General features: G+C 46.2%; 15 protein-coding genes. 11 read left to right on the top strand and 4 right to left on the bottom strand.

The window, feature by feature from the left end; translation table 11 throughout:
• Window positions 1-38 precede the first annotated feature (38 nt).
• Together MHH86_RS27480 and MHH86_RS27475 are read right to left on the bottom strand one after the other, a co-directional pair.
• Window positions 39-1,031, bottom strand: coding sequence for a 3-oxoacyl-ACP synthase III family protein (locus MHH86_RS27480; RefSeq protein WP_076146312.1), 993 nt, complete (start codon window positions 1,029-1,031; stop codon window positions 39-41).
• Between the two features lie 10 nt (window positions 1,032-1,041).
• Complete coding sequence (locus MHH86_RS27475; protein ID WP_076099934.1) at window positions 1,042-1,383, bottom strand: hypothetical protein; 342 nt, start codon at window positions 1,381-1,383, stop codon at window positions 1,042-1,044.
• A gap of 296 nt (window positions 1,384-1,679) precedes the next feature.
• Here MHH86_RS27475 and deoC point away from each other — a divergent pair, with 296 nt between their 5' ends.
• The 7 genes from deoC to MHH86_RS27440 all read left to right on the top strand — a co-directional run bounded on the left by deoC (window position 1,680) and on the right by MHH86_RS27440 (window position 11,416).
• On the top strand, window positions 1,680-2,357 hold the full coding sequence (deoC, locus tag MHH86_RS27470; protein WP_036680262.1) for a deoxyribose-phosphate aldolase: 678 nt from the start codon (window positions 1,680-1,682) through the stop codon (window positions 2,355-2,357).
• Window positions 2,358-2,668: 311 nt separating this feature from the next.
• Window positions 2,669-3,961, top strand: coding sequence for a homocysteine synthase (locus tag MHH86_RS27465; RefSeq protein ID WP_076146315.1), 1,293 nt, complete (start codon window positions 2,669-2,671; stop codon window positions 3,959-3,961).
• A 206-nt stretch (window positions 3,962-4,167) separates the two neighbouring features.
• Window positions 4,168-5,238 (top strand): hypothetical protein, encoded by a 1,071-nt coding sequence (locus tag MHH86_RS27460; protein ID WP_076316835.1) that lies wholly within the window; start codon window positions 4,168-4,170, stop codon window positions 5,236-5,238.
• Window positions 5,239-6,596: 1,358 nt separating this feature from the next.
• Window positions 6,597-7,736 carry a 3-dehydroquinate synthase gene (gene aroB, locus MHH86_RS27455; RefSeq protein ID WP_339824541.1) on the top strand — a complete coding sequence of 380 codons (1,140 nt, stop codon included), beginning with the start codon at window positions 6,597-6,599 and terminating at the stop codon, window positions 7,734-7,736.
• 324 nt (window positions 7,737-8,060) lie between these two features.
• Window positions 8,061-10,025: a heavy metal translocating P-type ATPase gene (locus MHH86_RS27450; RefSeq protein ID WP_076179357.1), complete on the top strand. Its 1,965-nt coding sequence runs from the start codon at window positions 8,061-8,063 to the stop codon at window positions 10,023-10,025.
• 183 nt (window positions 10,026-10,208) lie between these two features.
• Entirely contained in the window at window positions 10,209-11,150 is a 942-nt protein-coding gene (gene trxB, locus MHH86_RS27445; RefSeq protein ID WP_076128718.1) for a thioredoxin-disulfide reductase, read from the top strand.
• A 32-nt stretch (window positions 11,151-11,182) separates the two neighbouring features.
• Window positions 11,183-11,416, top strand: a complete 234-nt coding sequence (locus tag MHH86_RS27440) for a glutaredoxin family protein (protein WP_076128716.1) — start codon at window positions 11,183-11,185, stop codon at window positions 11,414-11,416.
• 138 nt (window positions 11,417-11,554) lie between these two features.
• Here MHH86_RS27440 and MHH86_RS27435 read toward each other — a convergent pair whose 3' ends face one another.
• Window positions 11,555-11,755, bottom strand: coding sequence for a hypothetical protein (locus MHH86_RS27435; RefSeq protein ID WP_036680251.1), 201 nt, complete (start codon window positions 11,753-11,755; stop codon window positions 11,555-11,557).
• A 192-nt stretch (window positions 11,756-11,947) separates the two neighbouring features.
• Window positions 11,948-13,108, bottom strand: a complete 1,161-nt coding sequence (locus MHH86_RS27430) for an ROK family transcriptional regulator (RefSeq protein ID WP_076179356.1) — start codon at window positions 13,106-13,108, stop codon at window positions 11,948-11,950.
• 268 nt (window positions 13,109-13,376) lie between these two features.
• Between MHH86_RS27430 and xylA the strand changes: the two genes are divergently transcribed.
• From xylA to MHH86_RS27410, 4 genes are all read left to right on the top strand, one after another.
• Window positions 13,377-14,693, top strand: coding sequence for a xylose isomerase (gene xylA, locus MHH86_RS27425; protein WP_076128712.1), 1,317 nt, complete (start codon window positions 13,377-13,379; stop codon window positions 14,691-14,693).
• A 187-nt stretch (window positions 14,694-14,880) separates the two neighbouring features.
• On the top strand, window positions 14,881-16,377 hold the full coding sequence (gene xylB / locus MHH86_RS27420) for a xylulokinase (RefSeq protein ID WP_076146323.1): 1,497 nt from the start codon (window positions 14,881-14,883) through the stop codon (window positions 16,375-16,377).
• A gap of 207 nt (window positions 16,378-16,584) precedes the next feature.
• Window positions 16,585-18,372 carry a sensor histidine kinase gene (locus MHH86_RS27415; RefSeq protein ID WP_076100589.1) on the top strand — a complete coding sequence of 596 codons (1,788 nt, stop codon included), beginning with the start codon at window positions 16,585-16,587 and terminating at the stop codon, window positions 18,370-18,372.
• Window positions 18,369-19,919 carry a response regulator transcription factor gene (locus tag MHH86_RS27410; RefSeq protein WP_076316836.1) on the top strand — a complete coding sequence of 517 codons (1,551 nt, stop codon included), beginning with the start codon at window positions 18,369-18,371 and terminating at the stop codon, window positions 19,917-19,919. The genes MHH86_RS27415 and MHH86_RS27410 overlap by 4 nt, the downstream gene beginning before the upstream one ends.
• Window positions 19,920-19,992: the final 73 nt, after the last annotated feature.

Here is a 19,992-nt window from a genome sequence, read left to right as displayed (position 1 = left end):
AAAGCCCTACTTCTATAGAAGTAGGGCTTTTTATACTATTAATATTGATAAAGCATCGTAGGAATTTGCCAGCCAGCGCCAACTGACCAAAAGAAGACATAATCGCCACGTTTGATTCGTCCGTCCTCGACTCCGCGTTGAAAGGCGATAAAAGGACTGCTTGTGGCTGTATAGCCGAACTCGTCGCCTACATAAATGAACTTCTCTGCGGTTAGTCCGAGTCCGATTTGGATGAGCTCGATATTTTTCAGTGAGAATTGTGAAAGACAGAATGCAGAGATATCGTCCGTAGTCAGGCCGTTGCGTGAGAGAAGCTCTTTCATATCCGCTATAGCTGCGTCTACACACACTGTACCGTCAAAAGGGGTCCACCGTATCCGAATCTGCTCTGGGGTCATACCCTCTTGATAAATATTCGACAGGCCGCAGGCCGGGAACATAATATTCTCGGAGCCCTCAGAATCGGTGTAATAAAGGGAATCTATGAAGCCTGCATGCTCGTTGCTGCGCTCCAGAATCACTGCTGCTGCGGCGTCCCCAAAGTTAGGGTAAGTAATTTCATCATCTGTATTGCAGTTCACTGAACTGTAGTCGCTTCCTACGACGAGTGCGTACCTGATGCTGGGATTGGCTTGCATATAACGACTTGTCTGCTCCACGGCAGATACCATTCCTGCGCAGTTAGCATTGGAATCCTGCGTAATGGTCCGTTGTTTACCTTGAAGCATACGGTGTAGTAGAAGTGCATTGGTAGGATAGGTGTACTCTGGCGTCTGTGAAGCGAACATGATCATGTCCATATCCTCACCTTGCAAATTCGCTTCGCTAAGCACTTTTTGGGCAGCCTTTAATCCCATCGTCAGGGCATTTTCACCCTGTTCTTTTACGATGTATCTCCGGTCGCGACCCATGACTTCTAGGAATCGTTTGATGTCCTTGCCCATACTCTGAAAATGCTTCAGATAATATTCGTTATCTACGATATGCTCTGGGTGGTAATAAGCAGCTTGGCGAATCGTTATATGTCCCAAGTGGCGCCTCCTATGCTTCAATAATTTCGTAATTTTCTAATTTCGTAGCCCGTGCCACTCGGCTTAGCTGCATTTTTAGGACAGGGCTTTTGGCAATAATAAAGGTTACTTTTTTAAATCCGGATTGTTTATACAGTATGTAGCATTGCTCAAGCATGGGAAGTGTGTCCTTTGAGGATACATTCAATGTCTTGCAATCTAGGATGATCTCATATTGTTTCGGGTCGAATGCACTTATGATTTGGTTGTACTCATTAATGAAACGTCCTGCATCTTCTGGCGACATAGTTCCTTCGACTTGTACATTCAGTTTTTGATCTGCAGCATTTGTGGCGAAATTGAAGTTTCCCATTTTTGATTAATCTCCTCCTAAGTATTATCTAAGAAAAATTTTGATGAATAGGATAAAAAAACCTATTTATCTAAGACTATTATCGTATTTTTAATTGGGAAAGTTTAGGGGGTTAAACCTTTATTTTTTTAAAAAGATAATTTAGGGAATGATAAACTACTTAAAATCCATAAAATCTGCACAAATTAAGGTTTGAGGTAGGCATGCTCACCCTGTTTGCTTTGCAAAGCAGAGTTCTATTGGTATGATTACAGAGATGAAAAAAACTACTATCCAAATCATGGAGGAATAATAAAATGAGCGAAATTACACTATCGGGGATTATTGATCATACACTGCTTAAAGCAGATGCACGGAAAGAAGACATTATTAAATTGGCGGAGGAAGCTAAAACTTATAAGTTTGCTTCTGTCTGCGTAAACCCTGCTTGGGTAGCTACTGCCCATGAAGTGCTGAAAGATACGCCTGAGGTTAAAGTATGTACAGTTATCGGCTTCCCGCTGGGATCATCGACAACAGAGAGCAAAGCATTCGAGACTACCGATGCTATCGCTAAAGGTGCTGGCGAGGTGGACATGGTCATCAATATCGGAGCATTAAAAGATGGCAACGATGAGCTGGTTAAACGTGATATTGCAGCCGTTGTAGATGCAGCTCGTGGCAAAGCCCTGACAAAAGTCATCATTGAGGCTTGTCTGTTAACGGAAGAAGAAAAAGTTCGTGCCTGCAAGCTATCTGTTGAGGCTGGAGCAGATTACGTAAAAACATCCACTGGATTCTCTACAGGCGGGGCAACGAAAGAAGATATCGCGCTTATGCGTGCTACAGTTGGACCTAATATCGGTGTAAAAGCTTCCGGTGGTGTACGTAGTGCAGAAGATGCACATGTAATGGTACAAGCAGGTGCAAGCCGTATTGGAACTAGTGGTGGTGTAGCGATTGCTAAAGGCGAAACAAGCCAAAGCAATTACTAAGCCGAGGGGCTGAATCGGAAGCGGCGAGTGAGGAGGACAAGCTCAATCGCCGCTGTCCTGATTCAAGCTATTAACCGATCAGTTTGATTAGGAATTGTGTTTTATACATAAGGTTGAGGTTTTTATTAATTTATATTGAAAGCGTTATCCAGTAGATAGAGGACACTAGCAGAAGCATTTGACCAAAGTACAATAATTCACACCGGAATAATGAGATTTTTTTCTTTTCAAATGATGTGGTTTGTGAGAGAATGAGTACAATTCAAAATTGTTAATCATTTCTATACTTAATTATAGGGGAGGAAATACCTATGTCAGAAGATCGCAAGCTGTCGTTTGAAACTTTGGCTGTCCATGCAGGCCAGGAAATTGATCCAACTACTTTCTCACGTGCTGTTCCGCTTTATCAGACCACTTCCTACGGGTTCCGTGATGCTAATCATGCAGCGGATCTGTTCGCGCTAAAAGAATTCGGTAATATTTATACTCGGCTGATGAACCCAACTACGGATGTATTTGAACAGCGCGTGGCGGCACTTGAAGGTGGGGCAGGTGCGCTTGCTACAGCTTCCGGGGCAGCGGCTATTTCCTTTTCCATTCTAAATATTGCGGGCGCTGGGGATGAAATTGTATCTGCTGCAAGCCTGTATGGCGGAACTTATAATCTTTTCTCGACAACACTGCCTAAGCTTGGTATTAAGGTTCATTTCGTAGATTCGGATAATCCTGAGAACTTCCGTGCTGCGATTACGGATAAGACCAAAGCTTTGTATGCAGAAACAATCGGCAATCCACAGGGAAATGTTCTGGATATTGCGGCAGTTGCAGCGATTGCCCATGAACATGGGATTCCTCTCATCGTAGACAATACGTTCCCAAGTCCATATTTATTGCGTCCGATTGAGCATGGCGCGGACATTGTTGTCCATTCAGCAACCAAATTCATCGGTGGACATGGTACATCCATTGGTGGGATTATTGTTGACGGTGGTAAATTTGATTGGAAGGCAAGCGGTAAATTCCCAGGTCTTACGGAGCCAGATCCAAGCTATCATGGAGTGGTTTATACGGAAGCGGTGGGCCCGATTGCTTATATTATTAAAGCCCGCGTTCAATTGCTTCGCGATTTAGGGGCGGCAATTTCTCCGTTCAACTCTTGGATGCTGCTGCAAGGTCTGGAGACTCTTCATTTGCGGATGGAACGTCATAGCCAGAATGCGCTGAAGGTAGCACAATATTTGGAGGCACACTCCGATGTGGAATGGGTAAGTTATTCGGGACTTCCTACGCATCCATCTCATGAATTAGCGCAAAAGTATTTGCCTAAAGGCCAAGGAGCGATCCTAACTTTCGGTATTAAAGGTGGAAGTGCTGCGGGACGTAAATTGATTGAGAATGTGAAGCTGTTCTCTCATTTAGCGAATGTGGGTGATTCCAAGTCATTGATCATCCACCCAGCAAGCACAACACATGCACAACTGTCGGATGAAGAGCAAATCACAGCCGGAGTAACGCCGGAATTGCTGCGTTTGTCGATCGGGACGGAATCCATTGATGATATTATCTATGATCTGGAGCAAGCTATTGCAGCCAGTCAACAATAGAAGTTTATATTTCGAAAAGCATTACCGCTCTGCGGTGATGCTTTTTTTGTTGCGTAAAAAAGTTGGAATATTCATCGGATTTGGCAACGCTTGCATATTTCAGGTGTGGCTCCCGTATTTATAAGTGAGGTAATGAAATGTCGGTCGCTTATGTTATATAGCTTGGCATACCGGCAGCAATCCAAAGATAAAGGGTGGGTGCGAGGATGAAGGGTGAACGTCAGCAGGATGGTTTGCGGAGTAGTGAAGAGCGCCCGTTCAAGTTCATGTATAAGGCTGGTGATCGGACTGTGGGAATGGAAATGAGCCAAGCTGGGTCCGTAGCCTCGGCTGCCGCAGAATTTATCGCTGGAGTAGAGCAGAGGGATGTCATTGAGCCTTTGAAGCGGTCTTATTTTAAGCGGCCGGGGGAACCATCGACATTCCTAGTGCTGCGTGAAGGAAGAGAAGAACGTCTTGCTGGACGGGAAGGAACAAGGACTGCTCAAGCGGGCCCTTGTTTGATACGGAGTGAGGAATGGCTGCTGGAACCAGAGCTGTTCTGTCTTTATGAGAACTGGTTATCTAGCGAGGATGAACTGCAAGCAGCACGGATTCTGCAGCGAATCTCTTATCGTCTGCGCGCAGCTGCTGCCGAACTGCTCGAATCGCCGGATGGCGAATGGGCAGCGGTCACCCTGCTGCATCCAGAGTCGCTTGCGGTGGCGCAGCCCACCAAGCTTGCCGCGCTTCAGGACGCGCAGCTCGAAGCGCTGTTCGCTGCGGTGGCGGAGAGCCAGCGGCAAGGCGGCGATTGCCGCCTGGACCTGCTGGTCGCCTACACCGCAAGCGCAGCCGAATTCGCCGCGAAGCGCGAATTCATCGAAGACGTGGCCGATCAGACACTCGGCCACGCTTATGCGGCGGCATGCCGCATCGGGGTGCTGATCGCGCCCGATGTGGAGCCTGCCGCCGCTGCGGAAATCGCGCGTATCGCCGATTTCCTAGTGCTGGACGGCGCGGCGGGCGAACACGCGCCGGAAGAGACCGCCGCGGAGGACTTCGCCCTGACGGCGGGGAAGATCTTTGCCGCCGTGACGAGCGTGAAGCCGGCGGCGGTGGTGCTCGCCGCGGGGACACCGGCGGCGTCGGCTTTGGCCGATCTGTATCAGATCGGGCTCAGCGGGATCTTTTGCAGCGCCGGTCAGCGGACCGAAGCGCTGCTGAGAGCGGCCTGCCTGATCTGGATCGCCAGGCAGCGAGAAACGCTGGATACTGCCGCCGGTGGAAGGCAGTAAGCTTTTTCTGATGAACGATACGGTGCAGTTCATATAAGAATCGTAAAAAGACTTCAGAGCAGCGATTATCCGGTTATCGGGGAATCGTTGCTCTGTTTTTTTGGTCGTTAGCTGCCTGCTCCACAGCGTACATATATCCCTTTACTCAATCGCTACACTCAACCTCCGTGCTCAATACTGTACTCAACCTCCGTACTTAAACTAATCTGCACTCATGCTTTGTATTTAAACGCCGTGCTCCTACCTGTGCTCAACCTCAGCGCTTAAACTAATCTTCACTCATGCTTGCATTTAAACGCCGTACTCATACCATGTGCCCAAACACTGCACTCAACTCCGCACTTAAACTAATCGTGCACCTCCGCACTTAAACTAATCAGCACTCAAACTCGGCACTAACCTCCGCACACCTCAACCCCCGATGCTTAAGGACCCAGATGACGCTATTTGCCTGATTTTAGCTTTTTTAGCATGGTTTCGGACACGAGAGACGCTATTCGTTAGGAAGAGGTACATATTTGGTGCTTTTCAGGTCAATAGCTGCAATGAGGTCCGTTAGATTACCAAATGTGTTTAAAACCAGCGATTAGGGTCAGCTGAGTCCGATAGTAGCTACATACGCGAGCAACTTGCATCATACGTCCATCAATCGTGTCGTAATCATACTTTGCGCTCAACCTACACACTCAACCTCCGTACTCCCACCCTGTGCCTAACCTCCGTACTTAAACTAATCTGCACTCATGCTTTGGATGCAACCTCCGAACTCAACCTCCGAACTCCCACCCTGTGCCCAACCACCGTACTAATACCCTGCGCTCAACCTCCGCACTTAAACTAATCGTGCACCTCTGCACTTAGACTAATCAACACTCAAACTAGGCACTAACCTCCGCACTCCTCCGCCCCCCGATGCTTAAGGACCCAGATGACGCTATTTGCCTGATTTTAGCTTTTTAAGCATGGTTTCGGACACCAGAGACACTATTCGTTAGGAAGAGGTACATATTTGGTGCTTTTCAGGTCAATAGCTGCAATGGAGTCCGTTAGAATACCAAATGTGTTTAAAATCAGCGATTAGGGTCAGCTGAGTCCGATAGTAGCAACATACGCGAGCAACTTGCATCATACGTTCATCACTCGTGTCGTATTCATACTTTGCGCTCAACCTCCGTACTCAACCCCCGCACTCAAACTAATCTGCACCGATCCTTTCTACTATCACCAGTAGCTACAGACAACATTAGTTTTAGGACATCCACATACGTTCCCAGCTTCTCCTTACATTTTACATAAACAGGATAATGACAGTGAAGGCTCGAATTTTATTAGCATCTTGCTGAATAGGGGTGCTGTAGATGTCTACAAATTTTAGAGTTGGCCTGCAAAAGGTCGTAGATCATTCTTACGATATTGAGATTGGGGAAGGTCTTTTTGGCGCTCTGATCGAGGATTTGAAACATGGAATTGTCGAGAATGTAAGCAAATTCGCGATTATTACAGATTCAAAAGTTGAAGCCCTGTATGGACAAGCCTTGCTGGAACAACTGCATCAGAATGATTTTCAAGCGGAGTTATTTTCTTTCCCTGCTGGAGAGAAGTCTAAAACCCGAGAAACGAAGGCACAGCTGGAGGACCGGCTATTAAGCCGTTCTTACGGACGAGATTGCTGTATCCTTGCCATAGGAGGTGGAGCGGTAACGGATTTGGCAGGTTTTTTGGCTGGAACATTTGGTCGGGGAGTGCCAAGTTTGAACTATGCAACTACCCTTTTAGCAGCAGCGGATGCTTCTATTGGTGGTAAAACGGGCGTGAATACACCGGTTGCAACCAATCTAATTGGTGTTTTTCATCAGCCTAAAAAGGTCTACATTGACCTAGCCACTTGGAGAACGCTTCCGGTACGTGAGCTTCGTAGTGGGTTGGCTGAAACAATCAAACATGCCTGCATCGCGGATGCTGATTTTTTTGAGTTTCTTGAACAGAATATGGAGCGAGTGGTCTCCTCAGAAGGCGAACTTGTATTAGATCGAGAGGTTTGCGAACGGATTGCTTTTCATAATTGTGAGATCAAGTATAGCGTGGTGGAAAAGGATGAACTGGAGAGCAACCTGCGCCAAATTCTAAATCTGGGGCATACTGCTGGCCGGGCGTTAGAGGCATTAAGTGGTTATGAATTATTACATGGTGAGGCTATTGCGATTGGACTCGCCGTTCAGGTGCAGCTGGCAGAGCAGTTGGGGTATGTAACGGCTGACCAAACTCAGCGTGTGATTGCTTTGTTGAAGAAGGCGGGACTTCCGACTGAAATACCAGCAACCATTACAAATAGAATGCTGATTGATAAGATGTATACGGATAAAAAGGTTCGCAAAGGGCGTATACGGTTTGTGTTCCAAGCTGGAATTGGAGCGATGAAGTCTTTTGAAGGTGGAGCTTATTCGACGCCAGTCGAAGAGCAATTCCTATCCGAGCTTTTAAATAAAATACGCAGCTAAGAGAGGAAAACGTTAGTTTAAATTTATGACAAATAGCCTAGAAGGTAGGGTTTACTTTTTCGTTCAAGGTGGTATTATTAAAATATAAGTTGCACTAAGGAAATATAGTTGTACTGTTGCAACAATGATTATCATTCTCACTACTCATAGTTATCATTCATGCTGTCCCGGCTAAGCCGGGGCAGCATGTGTCATTTTAGGGGTCTTAAGAATGGCTCTCATTATCATTTAGACAAAACAAAACGTATGCTCCCGAAGCAAGTTTTGTTGCGAAGAGAAGTCAATGAAGTAATCCTACACAAAACTTTCAGGATGGTGATTATTATGCAAGCAACATCAAAACATTTACCCCAGCAAACCTCAATCTCCGGCAGCATGAAGAAACCAGGCGCTCCAAAACGCCGGTTCGATCTGAGAGCCATGCTCAGCAACTCCGAGATGCAGGCTGCGCTTGGCAGCGGAGTACTTATGCTTTTTGCTTGGGCTATGGGCAGCTGGTCAGAAGTTTTCTCTATAGTACTTTATGTTATTTCGTATACCATTGGTGGCTGGAACAAAGCCAAAGAAGGCATTGAGACGCTCGTCAAAGAACGTGATCTCGATGTGAACCTGCTGATGATTGCGGCCGCACTAGGCGCAGCTACCATTGGGTACTGGAATGAAGGTGCTATGCTCATCTTTATTTTTGCGCTTAGTGGAGCTTTAGAGAGCTATACGATGGAACGGAGTAAGAAGGATATTTCCTCACTTATGGCCTTGAAACCTGCCACAGCCATGCGGATTGAAAAAGGAAGCATGAACGAGGTAGCTATTGATCAGTTAGTAATTGGAGATCTGTTGCTTGTACGTCCAGGGGATCTTATTCCTGCAGATGGCAAGGTGTACAGAGGAGAATCGGCAGTAGATCAGGCTTCCATTACAGGAGAGTCAGTGCCTGTTGAAAAATGTGCCGGCAGCGAAGTATTCGCAGGTACGGTCAATGGAGAAGGTCCGCTTTATATTGAAGTAACGAAATCAGCAGAGAACACACTTTTTTCCAAGATCATTAAGATGGTAGAAGAAGCAGAGTCGGATGTTCCAAACTCACAGCGATTCATTAAAAGACTGGAAGCCATCTATGCACGGGTAGTCGTTGCCTCGACTGTGGCTCTTATTTTCCTTCCACCCTTTTTGCTGGACTGGAGCTGGAGCGCAACCTTTTATAAAGCGATGGTTTTTCTTGTAGTAGCCTCGCCTTGTGCGTTGGTCTCATCGATTATGCCTGCGATGCTGTCGGCCATTTCCAAAAGTGCACGAAAAGGGATTTTATTTAAAGGCGGGGTCCACCTCGAAAATATGGCCCGGACCTCTGTTGTAGCTTTTGATAAGACAGGAACCCTTACAGAGGGAACTCCGCAGGTGACAGACTTTATTGCAGCTGAAGGCTACAACCGGGAAGAATTACTGGCGATTAGCGCATCCATTGAGCATATGTCACGCCATCCATTGGCGGAAGCCATTGTGCGTAAAGCTGAGGAAGAATATCTGGAGCTGTGGGGAGTGCAGGAAAGTAAAACCATCACTGGCTGGGGAATTGAAGGTCAAGTTGACGGGCATCTCTGGAAAATTGGAAAGTCCAATTTACTGGATGAGCTGACTTCGTCTGCGATAAGTTCTGAGCTTGCATTCTGGAGAACTAAACGGCAGCAGTTGGCGGAAGAGGGGAAGACTGTCTCCATTATTTTGGACGGTGAGCATATCGCAGGTATGATTGCATTGCAGGATACAGTTCGCCCACAAGCAGAAGCCGCAGTGCGGAAGCTGCAGGAGCTGGGGATTAAAGTGGCTATGCTTACGGGTGACCGGGAAGCTACAGCAAAAGTTATTGCGGCTTCAACCGGAGTAGATTTAGTATTTGCCGACCTTTTACCAGAGGATAAAGTAAAGCATATTAAGGCGCTTCGTGAAGAGCACGGTAATGTTGTGATGGTGGGTGACGGTGTGAATGATGCGCCTGCTCTGGCTACAGCGACTGTTGGTATGGGAATGGGCATGAAAGGCAGTGGTGCAGCGCTTGAGATCGCCGATGTAGTGCTTATGAATGATAATATTGAAGAGATCGCCTCGACCATTTCATTGGCACGGCGCTCACAGCGTATTGTGAAGCAAAATATGATTTTTGCTGTAACAGTAATCGCGGTTCTGATGATCAGTAACTTTGTGCAGGGCATCGCCCTTCCTTTTGGCGTGATCGGTCATGAAGGCAGTACGATATTGGTTATTCTTAATGGGCTGCGATTGTTGCGGTAAGAGTTCAGTGATGTTACTGTGTATTATTTATTGTCAAAAATTAAATTGTTCACAAATGATTTTTCCCTGAGGGAGTCTGGCTTATTGACATTTTTGCTTTCAGTTAGCATAATTAAGACTACATTATAATTATTTTAAATAAGAAGCGACGTCACTGCCGTCTAACTCAAGGAGGATATAGATATGTATAAATCAATAATTGTTGGAACCGGACCGGCGGGGTTGACTGCTGCTATCTACTTGGCTCGTGCCAATTTGAACCCACTAGTAATCGAAGGACCTCAACCTGGCGGACAATTGACCACCACTACAGAAGTGGAGAATTTCCCGGGATTTCCTGATGGAATTATGGGTCCAGACTTAATGGATAATATGCGTAAACAAGCTGAACGTTTTGGTGCGGAATTCCGTACGGGTTGGGTGAACAGTGTAGAACTTGGAGAGCGTCCTTTTAAGCTTAATGTTGAAGGATTGGGTGTTCTTACGACGGATACCCTGATCATTTCGACTGGCGCTACGGCAAAATACCTCGGTATCCCAGGCGAGCAGGATAATGTGGGACGCGGTGTAAGCACCTGTGCTACCTGTGATGGATTCTTCTTCCGTAATAAAGAGATCGTGGTTGTTGGCGGTGGAGATTCTGCGCTTGAGGAAGCGGGTTTCTTGACTCGTTTTGCCTCCAAAGTAACGCTGGTACACCGTCGTGAAGAGCTACGTGCTTCCAAGATCATGCAGGATCGCGTTCGCGATAATGTTAAAGTAGCTTGGAGCCTGAATCGTACTCCTCTGGAAGTAACTTCTGGAGACAAAGGCGTGAGTGGACTAAAAGTGCTGAACAATGAGACCGGACAAGAAGAAATCATTGAAGCAAGCGGAGTGTTTGTGGCGATTGGCCACCATCCTAACACTGCATTTTTGGGTGGACAAATCACAACTAATACTGAAGGTTATATCATGACTAACCCAGGTACTTCTGAAACTAATATCCCAGGCGTATTCGCTTGTGGTGATGTGCAGGATACCCGTTATAGACAAGCAATTACGGCAGCAGGCAGTGGATGTATGGCAGCTATGGATGCTGAGAAATACATTGAAAGTCTGGAACATAGCGCGGTTATTCTGTAACATAACTGTAATCTTCCATAGGAGGTCTAATGATGGAAAATGTAATTGTATATACATCAACAAATTGTCCACATTGCCGTCAGGTGAAGAGCTTTTTGAGTGAAAAAGGCGTAGCCTATGAAGAGCGTAATATTGAGCAGAATGATGATTACGCGCAGCAGGTTTGGGATATGGGAATGAGAGCTGTTCCTGTAACTGTAATTGGTGAGCACAAAATCGTGGGGATGAATAAAACTCAGTTCGACAAAGCATTGGCGACTGTTTAATTAAATATATTTCTGTGAGGAAATTGCAAAAGGTCGCTTCCATTTTGGAGGTGATCTTTTTGTGGTCTAAGTATACAAAAATAGCCTGACGCTAATATGCGCAGGCTATTTTTTATGATGTAAATCGCAAAGTTCAATTTAAGCTTGAGTGAAAGAGGTAATGATCTGAAATAGGACGTATACAGCAACACCGCTGCCGATCAGAATGAATCCTGATTTCTTTTTGGCTTGAAAAAAACGGAGCACACCGAGACTGATCAAAGGGGCAATAATGAGCAGAAAAAGCAACACAGTGATGAACATCTGTGCCGAGATATCAGACGTATCAACATAGGTCATGGACTCGCTCTCCATTTCAAAAAAGGGGTTGTAGTGATAAATGTCACACTAACTTATCCTTTATTATATAGGATTTAAGTTGCTTTTACTGCACTTTTGATCCACCTAAATGCGGCAATTTTACGTCAATTCTATCCGCTCTTGAATTTCACCCGTGAAACTGTCCCGCAAAACGTTGTCCATTAGACTACATTAAACGGTCACCCGAATATCGCCTAGAAAATGCATAACTGCAGAGAACCCCGCGCCTATCATCGTGCCTCGGCTGCCCAGCTTGGAGAAGGTAATCTCGAGCTGCTGCTTATGATAAGGAAGTGTACGCTCGGCTACAACCCGGCGAAGGGGCTCCCCTAACCAGGCTTCTGCTTCGGATAAGGCTCCACCGATGACAATCAGCTCTGGATTAAAGCTATTGATTAGATTCGTTACTCCGATGCCGAGATATTCACCCATAGATGAGAAGTGGCGCAAGGCGTCTTCTTGTCCAGCGGCTGCATAACGGACCAGTTCTTGTGTGGTATGAGCAGGGAGGGAGAACTCGGAATGGTCATAGGTTTTCTCCGAGGCATATAGCTCCCAACAGCCACGGCTCCCACAACTGCACGGCTTGCCTTGTGCTTCAATCGTCATATGTCCGGTCTCGCCGGCATATCCTCTTGCACCTTTGTACAGCTCTCCGCCAATAATAATACCGGATCCGATCCCTGAACCCGCACTGATATAGAGCAGATGTCTAACATCTTTTGCCGCCCCAAAGTTCAGTTCACCTTGTGCACCTGCGTTAGCTTCGTTATCAATAGTGACTGGAACCGCGAATTCCGCCTCCAAAATACCCCGCAGGTCGACCATTTCCCAGCCAAGGTTGGGAGCAAAAAGAACAACCCCGTTCTCATCCACCATCCCGGGGACACCTACTCCGATGCCGACGATACCGTACGGGGATTCAGGTGCTTTATCAATCAAGTCTGAAATTGTTTTTTTCATCCGTTCCAGTACATAAGGCAGAGCATGATTGTCCAGGGAGAAATCGCTTTCGAAAAGAATGCCACCACTTAAATCACATAAGACGGCTGTCAGTTGCTTCACCCGTAGCTCTATACCGATTACACTGCCAGCCATGCTGTTAAAATGCAGCATTAGCGGCTTACGTCCGCCACTGGATTGACCTGGTCCAACTTCAGTCACTAATTCTTGAGCGCATAGCTCAGCCACCAGATTGGATACGGTAGCTTTATTCAGTCCGGTCATCTCTGAAACCTTGGCGCGCGAGAGCGGAGAGTTCCTTCGAATAGTATGTAGTACGATCGATTTATTGATTTTTTTGACCAGCGCCTGATCTCCGGTAACCTTCACGAATCACACATCCTTTTTAGCATAGTTCCCTTTTGTTGTATGCCACTTAGTCTAGAGTGATGTGCTGGAAATTGCAATACATCGGCAGAAAAGAGGAAATCTATGTTTGTTGGATTTTTTGAATATTAAACGGATAGGCAAGGGAGACTTAAAGAGGCGGAAATTTTATAAAAAAACTTTGTTTAACCAATATACAAAGTCAAAAAGATGTGTTAAGATGATGCTGTAAACGCTTGCTAGCGTAGCACAATATGAGGAGGATTACACAATGGCTTATTTTGAGACAGTGAACAAAATCTCTTACGAGGGAAGCCGTTCCACCAACCCTTATGCATTTAAATTCTACAATCCTAAAGAAGTCGTAGCCGGCAAAACTATGGAGGAACATCTGAAATTTGCAATGGCTTATTGGCATACATTAACTGCTGGCGGTTCTGATCCGTTTGGCGCTGAAACTGCAATTCGCAGCTGGGACAAATTGAGTGGTCTTGATAAAGCTAAAGCTCGCGCTGAAGCAGCATTCGAATTTATGGACAAGATGGATCTGCCTTACTTCTGCTTCCATGATGTAGATATCGCACCAGAAGGCGCATCTTTGCGTGAGTTCTACAGCAACATCGACACTATTGTTGATATCCTTGAACAAGGCATGAAGACTTCCGGCAAGAAATTGCTGTGGAATACAGCTAATATGTTCACTAACCCGCGTTATATGCACGGTGCAGGTTCTACACCTAACGCTGATGTTTTCGCACATGCAGCAGCACAAGTGAAGAAAGGTCTGGAAGTTGGTAAACGTCTGGGCGCAAGCAACTATGTATTCTGGGGCGGCCGTGAAGGTTACGAAGAATTGCTGAATACAGATATGGGTCTTGAACAAGATAACATTGCACGTCTGTTCAGCATGGCTGTAGATTACGCTAAGGAAATTGGTTTTGATGGTCAATTCCTGATCGAACCTAAACCAAAAGAGCCTACTAAACATCAATATGATTTCGATGCAGCAACAACAATTTCGTTCTTACAAAAATACAACCTCGACAAGCACTTCAAGCTGAACCTTGAAGCTAACCACGCTACGCTTGCAGGTCATACTTTTGAACATGAACTTCGTGTAGCTCGTATTAATGGCATGCTTGGATCACTTGACGCTAACCAAGGGGATACACTGCTTGGTTGGGATACTGATGAATTCCCAGTAAACATCTACGATGCAACACTTACTCTTTATGAAGTATTGAAGAATGACGGTCTTGGCAAAGGCGGAATTAACTTCGACGCTAAAGTACGTCGTCCTTCCTTCGAGCCACAAGATCTGTTCTTGGCACACATCGCTGGTATGGATACTTACGCAAAAGGCTTGAAAGTTGCTGCTAAATTGATCGAAGATCGCGTATTCGAAGATTTCATTGACAAACGCTACAGCAGCTTCACAGAAGGCGTTGGTGCAGACATCGTTTCCGGTAAAGCAACATTGGCTTCTTTGGCTGAATATGCTTTGAACAATGAGAACCCACGTCCTAACCAATCCGGACGTCAAGAATACCTGAGAGCTACCCTTAACCAATACATCTTGGCTGAGTAGTCCTTATAGGGAGCTTGAAGCTTAGGCTTTGAGTCGAGTTTGAACAAATGCAACGGGGGTTGCTGAAGAGAGCATTCTTCGGCAGCCCCCTTTTTGTAGTAAAAACTAAGCAAGATGCTTACGAAGTAAGTTTTGCTCGAAGTAATTCAATGAAGTCTATGCTAACAAAACTTTTAGGAGGTCAAAAATGAAATACGTTATAGGTGTTGATTTGGGGACTAGTGCAGTGAAGACTGTTCTAGTGGACCCGCAGGGGAAGGTGGCTTTTGAGCATTCTGAGTCCTACCCGCTAAGCAGACCCCAACCGAACTGGAGTGAGCAAAATCCTGAGGATTGGGTAAGGGGCACGCTGGTCAGCCTGCGCCGTCTGATTGAAGTATCAGGCATTGACCCGTCTCAAGTAGACGGTCTAAGTTTCTCCGGACAAATGCACGGATTGGTACTGGTAGATAAGGAAGGGCAAGTGCTGCGTCCAGCTATTCTTTGGAATGATACCCGTACTACTGCACAATGCCGTAAGATTGAGAAGACGCTTGGAACGAAGTTGATCGATATCGCCAGAAACAAAGCATTGGAAGGTTTTACACTGCCAAAGATTCTGTGGGTTCAAGAGAATGAACCAGAAGTATTATCACAGGCGCATCAGTTCCTGCTGCCAAAAGACTATGTACGCTATCGGTTGACGGGTGATTATGCAATGGATTACTCCGATGCTGCCGGAACGTTGCTATTGGATGTAGGCTCTAAAGAATGGAGCGCAGAAATCGCAGAGGCTTTTGAACTTCCACTTTCTCTTTGTCCTAGATTGGTAGAATCCTTTGAACAGACTGGAACATTATTGCCGGACATTGCTGAAGCATCAGGTCTTTTATCTTCAACGAAGGTATTTGCTGGTGGTGCGGATAATGCTTGTGGCGCGCTCGGAGCGGGTGTATTGGGAGAAGGCCGGACCATGTGCAGTATTGGTACATCTGGTGTAGTTCTTTCTTATGAGAGCAATAAAGATTTGAATCTCGAAGGCAAAGTCCATTTCTTTAACCATGGTGAAAAAGATGCCTACTATATTATGGGGGTTACACTAGCTGCTGGTCATAGCCTTACGTGGTTTAAAGAAACCTTTGCGGCGGACAAAAGCTTTGATGAGCTGTTAAGCGGAGTTTCCTCTATTCCAGCTGGCAGCGGCGGCCTGTTATTCACTCCTTATATTGTAGGAGAACGTACACCACATCCAGATGCAAATATTCGCGGAAGCTTTATTGGTATGGATTCAGGGCATACGTTGACGCATTTTACACGAGCAGTATTAGAAGGCATTACCTTCTCACTGCGTGAATCCATTGAGATTGTACGTGAGTCAGGCAAAGAGATTACAGAGATCATTGCAATTGGTGGTGGAGCTAAAAATGAGGCTTGGCTGCAAATGCAGGCTGATATTTTCAATGCATCTATCGTGAAGCTAGAAAGTGAGCAGGGTCCGGCAATGGGAGCAGCTATGCTGGCGGCTTATGGAAGCGGATGGTTCACATCCCTTGCGGAATGTGCAGAAGCGTTTATCCGTACTGCTGATGTTTATAAACCAGATCCGAAACAAACGGCAATCTATGATGGTTTATTCAACCTCTATCAGGAAGTTTACGGCCAGACCCGCGAATTGAATAACAAGCTGGCTGCATATCGCCAATAAAGCGCCATTTATCTATCTGTCTGATATAAAAAAGGTCTTTCGCATCTGGCGGAAGGCCTTTTTAAAGACCATCTTCTTTATAGAGGTGATGAACGGCAATATTCAAAAATGTTGCCGTTTTCATTTTTCTTCTGTAAAGTATGGAATATCTCCAAGGTAGTGGCAGCCTGTAAATGAGATAGCGAAGGTTTCGGGGGGCGAAAGGCCATGTTTCAATGGTTTGTTAAGTTGCTGAATGACATCAAAATCCGCAATAAGCTGCTGCTTGCTTTTTTACTGACTACACTTTTGCCGGTATTACTGGTAGGTGGTTATCTTACGATTGAGATGAGGACCATGGCGTTTGAGAACGCACTGGAGCAAGCTTCAATTAACGTAGATCGGGTAAAAAAAAGAACAGAAGAAGTCATCGGTGTATCGCAAGATATAGCGTATCGATTGTCCAATGATGCCCGGCTGAAAAAACTCGCCATACGCCAGTATGTAAGCACTTATGATGTGGTTGAGGCTTATCGGGATTACACTGATATGCGTGAATACCTAAGATTATATAAAGACATATCCAACATACGTTTATACACTGATAATGCTACGCTGCTTAACAACTGGGAGCTGATCAATCCTTCGTCTGCCATTAAGGAGAGCCAGTGGTATCAGAGAGCACAGCGGTACGATAGCCTCGTCGGTTGGGAATATATAGAGGATGAGCGTGATCAGCGGAATTATTTAAGCCTTGTCCGCAAAATCGAGCTGGAGGGCTCCAGTAAAATTGGCGTGCTCGTTATTAATGTAAACAGTCACCAGCTAACTTCAATTCTGAGCCAGGAATCATTTGATACCATGATCGTGGATGATCAGGATAACATCATTGCTGCGAACCGGAGCGATCGAACAGGAAAGAAACTGGCAGATGTTTCTTTTGATACAAAGCTTTTGGGGCAAGGAAGCGGGAGCTATGAGGCAGAAGTAGATGGTGAAGCCTCCAAAATAGTGATAGAAGAACTTAAACCACAAGCCAGCCGTAACGCCCTGCGAATTATTTCTGTTTTTTCTATTGATAGTATAGTCAAAGAACCTAATCGGGTGATTAAGCTTTCGATTACCGTGATTGCCGTAAGCGTTTTATTGGCCTTTTTAATCATATATAGTTTCTCTTCGTTATTTTCACGTAGATTATTGCAGTTAAGCAGACATATTAACCGCGTTAGTACGGGTGATTTTGACACTTCATTAAAAATTGATGGCAAAGATGAGATTGCTCTGCTAGCTCGTCAGTTCAATTCTATGGTGCGGAGTATTAACGATTTGATGTTCGAGGTACAGGAATCTAATGACCAGAACAGTCTGCTGGAACAGAAACAGAATGATATCCGTTTTAAAATGCTGGCAAGCCAGATCAATCCTCATTTCTTGTTCAATGCGCTGGAATCTATTCGTATGGAGGCCCATATGAAAGGGCAAGTGGAGATTGCACGGGTAGTGCGTCTTCTTGGCAAAATGATGCGCAGTAATCTGGAGGTAGGCCGAAGTAAAATTTTGCTTAGCCAGGAGCTTGAAGTGGTTCGTTGTTATTTGGATATTCAGCAATTCCGTTATGAGGATCGTTTGAAATATCAATTTATTGTAGACCCTGCCGTCGAATCGCTCTACATCCCGCCGCTGATTGTGCAGCCGCTTGTGGAAAATGCGGTGATTCATGGGCTGGACAACACGATGGATGGAGCAATGGTTACGGTGAATATCAAGCGTGAGCAGAATCATGCGGTCTTTACCATTACCGATAATGGAGCCGGGATCACTCCGGACAAGCTGGAGCAGATCCGTTATACCCTTGAGGTTCGTGATGAGCAGGAAGAGGCACGGATCGGGCTGCGCAATGTACACGACCGTTTGAAGTTATCCTACGGTGTTGAATATGGACTGAATATCGAAAGCCGGATGAATGAAGGAACATCTATTACGTTTCGTATTCCAATGGAGGACATAAATCTATGATCAAAGTATTGATTGTTGATGATGAGCCAAAGCTGCGGGAAGGCCTTCGGGCTCTAATCCCTTGGGAAGAGCTGGGGTATACGGTGGTGGCTACGGCCGCCAACGGCTTGCAAGCTCAGGAGAAATATCATATTTTTTATCCGGAACTGATTGTGGTGGATATCCGCATGCCTGGTATGGACGGGCTGGAGTTAATCGGTGAGCTGCGCGAAGAAGGCTCGACCAGCCATGTGCTGATTTTAAGTGGTCATGCGGACTTTGAGTATGCCAAACGAGCCATTTCTTACCGCATTGACGGCTATTTACTGAAGCCGGTGGATGAGGAAGAGCTGATCAACTATTTAGAGGAACTCAGAGTCACGATCGCTCAGGAAGATCGCTTTAGCCGCTGGAATGAAGAGGAGCCTGCCCGTAATCGTGAAAGCCTGATGCGTGCATTGCTGCAGCCTTCAACTGCGGAGGAGGGGGAGAATGATCCTGCTAAGCATGCGGCAGCACTGGGTCTTAAACCAGACCGTGTCGAAGTGATCCTACTCGAACTACTCGCGCCTGCGGGCGGCAGTGAGGAAGGAGAGCGGGCCGTTAAGGCCGCGGTAGAACAGTATTTTGGCAGCAGTGAAGAGCGGATGTTTTTCACGATGCCGCCATATATTGGATTCCTGCTGCAAGAGCCGCTGCCAGGAAAGCAGGAACAGGAGCGGCTGATGGAAGAGCTTGCGTCCTTAATTTGCCGCGAGGGATACAACTTCAGCGCAGCAACGGGAGGCCCTGTAGCTGGACCAGAAGAGGCGGCACAGTCTTTTCAAGTGGCGCGTGAACTGCTGCGCCGGGCATTCTTTTACCGCAAAGGGATTCTGATCAGCGCCGATCTCTCCGGTATGTTGTTTCCTGGAGTGGCGGAGGCGTACACCGAAGAAGGGCAGGATGCGGAGAGCCGCCTAATGCTTGCTGTTGAAACCGGAAGCCGCGCGGCCATTGAACCGCTGGTGGATACGATCTGTGCGGAGCTACTGGCTGCGGGCAGTGAGGAGCAGCAGATCAAAGATACATTTGTGCGGATTCTCAGTACGGTGTTGGCCCGTCTCGAACCGGTCTATCCAGAGATTCGCAGCAATGCCGCTAAGCATTCCCCGCCGATCGGTGAGCTCTACCATAGTCATTATCTGGCAGACCTGCAAGAGCAGGCCGTTAATTTCATGGCGGAGATCGCCGATCAAATGTCCAGTGGCAGCAAAGGGAATGAGATCAAAAAAATTACGGAGCTAATCAACCGCCGTTACAATGAGAACCTTAAGCTTGAGACCTTATCTGAGTTATTTAATTACAACAGCGCATATCTAGGTAAAATGTTCAAGAACACTACCGGGGAATACTTCAATACGTATGTGGACAAAGTGCGGATTGAGAAGGCGAAGCAATTCCTAGCGCAAGGCATGAAAGTATATGAGGTGGCCGAGAAAGTTGGGTACATGAACCCCGATTACTTCAACGCCAAGTTCCGTAAATATGTAGGACTCTCCCCAAGTTCTTTTCGCAAAAACATCTAAAATAGAAGCCCAAAAAGCCACAGTTGCAGTTCAGGTATAACCTGAGCTTTAGCTGTGGCTTTTTTTCTTACAT

It is taken from the genome of Paenibacillus sp. FSL F4-0097 (genome assembly GCF_038593125.1).
GTDB lineage: Bacteria > Bacillota > Bacilli > Paenibacillales > Paenibacillaceae > Paenibacillus_AQ > Paenibacillus_AQ odorifer.
The sequence above is the reverse complement of the archived record's forward strand: the minus strand, read 5'-3'. Positions and strand labels throughout refer to the sequence as shown.

Coding starts and splice junctions, on each gene's coding strand:
- MHH86_RS27475 (WP_076099934.1), bottom strand. CDS start 1,383: ATGGGAAACTTCAATTTCGCCACAAATGCTGCAGATCAAAAACTGAAT.
- deoC (WP_036680262.1), top strand. CDS start 1,680: ATGAGCGAAATTACACTATCGGGGATTATTGATCATACACTGCTTAAA.
- MHH86_RS27465 (WP_076146315.1), top strand. CDS start 2,669: ATGTCAGAAGATCGCAAGCTGTCGTTTGAAACTTTGGCTGTCCATGCA.
- MHH86_RS27460 (WP_076316835.1), top strand. CDS start 4,168: ATGAAGGGTGAACGTCAGCAGGATGGTTTGCGGAGTAGTGAAGAGCGC.
- aroB (WP_339824541.1), top strand. CDS start 6,597: ATGTCTACAAATTTTAGAGTTGGCCTGCAAAAGGTCGTAGATCATTCT.
- MHH86_RS27450 (WP_076179357.1), top strand. CDS start 8,061: ATGCAAGCAACATCAAAACATTTACCCCAGCAAACCTCAATCTCCGGC.
- trxB (WP_076128718.1), top strand. CDS start 10,209: ATGTATAAATCAATAATTGTTGGAACCGGACCGGCGGGGTTGACTGCT.
- MHH86_RS27440 (WP_076128716.1), top strand. CDS start 11,183: ATGGAAAATGTAATTGTATATACATCAACAAATTGTCCACATTGCCGT.
- MHH86_RS27435 (WP_036680251.1), bottom strand. CDS start 11,755: ATGACCTATGTTGATACGTCTGATATCTCGGCACAGATGTTCATCACT.
- xylA (WP_076128712.1), top strand. CDS start 13,377: ATGGCTTATTTTGAGACAGTGAACAAAATCTCTTACGAGGGAAGCCGT.
- xylB (WP_076146323.1), top strand. CDS start 14,881: ATGAAATACGTTATAGGTGTTGATTTGGGGACTAGTGCAGTGAAGACT.
- MHH86_RS27415 (WP_076100589.1), top strand. CDS start 16,585: ATGTTTCAATGGTTTGTTAAGTTGCTGAATGACATCAAAATCCGCAAT.
- MHH86_RS27410 (WP_076316836.1), top strand. CDS start 18,369: ATGATCAAAGTATTGATTGTTGATGATGAGCCAAAGCTGCGGGAAGGC.